This window comes from Deltaproteobacteria bacterium GWC2_65_14 (genome assembly GCA_001797615.1).
In the GTDB taxonomy this organism is placed as follows: Bacteria; Desulfobacterota; Deferrimicrobia; order Deferrimicrobiales; family Deferrimicrobiaceae; genus GWC2-65-14.
This window is the reverse complement of sequence record MGPV01000031.1, coordinates 21,528-23,591: the sequence shown is the minus strand read 5'-3', so window position 1 is coordinate 23,591 and position 2,064 is coordinate 21,528. Positions and strand designations below refer to the sequence as shown.

Sequence of the window (2,064 nt, the reverse complement as noted above, 5' to 3'; positions counted from 1 at the left end):
CACGATCATGAAGACCATGCACGAGATCCGCAGCGTGTCCGTCATGGAATCGAGGAATTTCCTCCAGGTCAGCTTCCTCCGGACGAGGCAGATGACCAGCGCCAGGAAACAGCTGACGGCGGCGGCCTCCGTGGCGGTCACGACTCCGGTGAACAGGGCGTACATGATGATTCCGAACAGGAGGAGGATGTCGCCCGCCTCCGGAAGCGCCCGGAGGCGCTCCTTCCAGCCGAACCGCGGCCCGGCCACCCCCCAGTCGGGGTGCCGGCGGCAGATCCAAACCACCGTCCCCAGAATGAGGAGGGTCAGGATGGCGCTGGGGATGATGTTGCCGAAGAAGAGCTTCCCGATCGACTGGCCGGTGTAGAGACCGTAGACGACGAGCACGATGGAGGGGGGAATGAGGACGCCCAGCGTCGCCCCCGCGGCAACCGATCCGGCGCTCAGGACCGGGTGGTACCCGTATTCCTTCATCGCCGGGATTGCGACGGCGCTCATGGTGGCCGCCGTGGCCGTGTTGGACCCGGAGATGGCCGAAAAGGCCGCCGACGCCATGATCGTCGTCATCGCGAGCCCTCCCCGGTAGTGGCCGAACCACTTGTAGGTCGCGTCGTAGAGGCTGAAGTTGTAGCCGGCGTAATGGACAATCTCGCCGACGAGGATGAACAGGGGAATCACGGTAAGCCCGTAGCTGGAGAAGATGTTCCACATCTCGGCGCCCACCATCGAGAACGCGGCGTCGAAGGAGGTCGTGAAGGCGATCCCGAAGAACCCCACGAGCGTCATCGTGTACGCTGCGGGGACCCGCAGCACGAACAGGACGAGAAACATGACCAGGATGCCGTACAGTCCGACGGCGGGACCGCTCACCGGGCGTTCTCCTTCCGCCAGACGGTCCCCAGGAGGTCGAGCAGCAGCGTCAGGGCGAGCACGGCGAACCCCGCCGAGACCAGGAACACGAAGGGGTGGAAGGCGATCTTGAGCGTCTCGGAGAGCTCGCCGGTCCGCATGAGCCTCTTCCCGTATACGAAGGTCTGCCAGGAGACGATGGAAAAGAGGACGAGCGCGAGGGCGTGGCTCACCGCGTCGAGGACCCGCTTCACCGGCCCGGGGAAGCGGTCCGACAGGATGTCCACGACGATATGGTCCTTGCGCCTCTGCGTGTAGCCGAGGGCGCCGGCGGTGACGACCGCGCCCAGGAAGGAAACCACCTCGTACGTCCCGCTCACCGGGGCGCGCACGATCCGCAGGGCCACGTTCGAGGTCGCCAGGAGCGTGAGCGCCAAAAGCGCCACGCCCCCGATGATCATACAGAGCTTCCGCAGCAGTGCGGAGAGCCGTTCCAGGTCCATCCGGCGCCGGACGGACTACTTGTACTGCTGCTCGTGCTTCTTCTTCAGCGCAAGCACGTCGGCGACGATCTGCTTCCCGTCCAGTCCCAGCGAAGTCACCTTCTTGACGTAGGCGTCCACCATGGGCTGGAGAAGGCCGTGCACCGTTTCGACGTCGGCCTCGGGAAGGGAGAACAGCTGGTGCTCATACGTCTTCTTGGACCAGGCCAAGGCCTCGGCGACATGGTCGTCCACGTAGGTTCCCGTCCACAGCGACTGCTCCCTGCGCATGTCGTCGAACACCTTCTTCACGTCCGCCGGGAGGGAATTCCACTTCTCGAGATTCATGACGACGGCGAAGGTGACGACCGGGAGGTTGGCGACGGTGGCGTACGGCGTGTAGGCCGCGAACTTGAAGTCCTGGAGGATCTCCATCGACGACACCATTCCCTTGACGATCCCCTTCTGGATCGCCTCGGGCGTTTCGGACTGCGGCATGGCGACCGGGATGCCGCCCAGGCGCTTGACGACCTCGGCGTTCGTCCCCGCGACCCGCAGTTCCATCCCCTTGAGGTCCGCGAGCGACTTCACGGGGCTCTTGGTCATGAAGTGGGTCGGCGGGCAGGTGAAGAGGGTCAGGATCTTGACCTTCTCGAACTCCTTCGGCTTGTACTTCTGCACGAGGTCGTAGAGGGTGAGGCTGGCAACCTTGGCGCTGGTGAAGCCGAAGGGG

General features: G+C 64.5%; 1 protein-coding gene and 2 pseudogenes (2 of these 3 running past the window's edge). All 3 read right to left on the bottom strand.

Translation table 11 applies throughout. From position 1 onward, the window contains the following. A pseudogene (locus A2X88_03875) lies at window positions 1-870 on the bottom strand (C4-dicarboxylate ABC transporter permease) (it extends 401 nt beyond the left edge of the window). Then, complete coding sequence (locus A2X88_03870) at window positions 867-1,352, bottom strand: C4-dicarboxylate ABC transporter permease (protein ID OGP34396.1); 486 nt, start codon at window positions 1,350-1,352, stop codon at window positions 867-869. The pseudogene A2X88_03875 and the gene A2X88_03870 overlap by 4 nt, the downstream one beginning before the upstream one ends. A gap of 15 nt (window positions 1,353-1,367) precedes the next feature. Then, window positions 1,368-2,064: pseudogene (locus tag A2X88_03865) on the bottom strand (C4-dicarboxylate ABC transporter substrate-binding protein) (it continues 306 nt past the right edge of the window).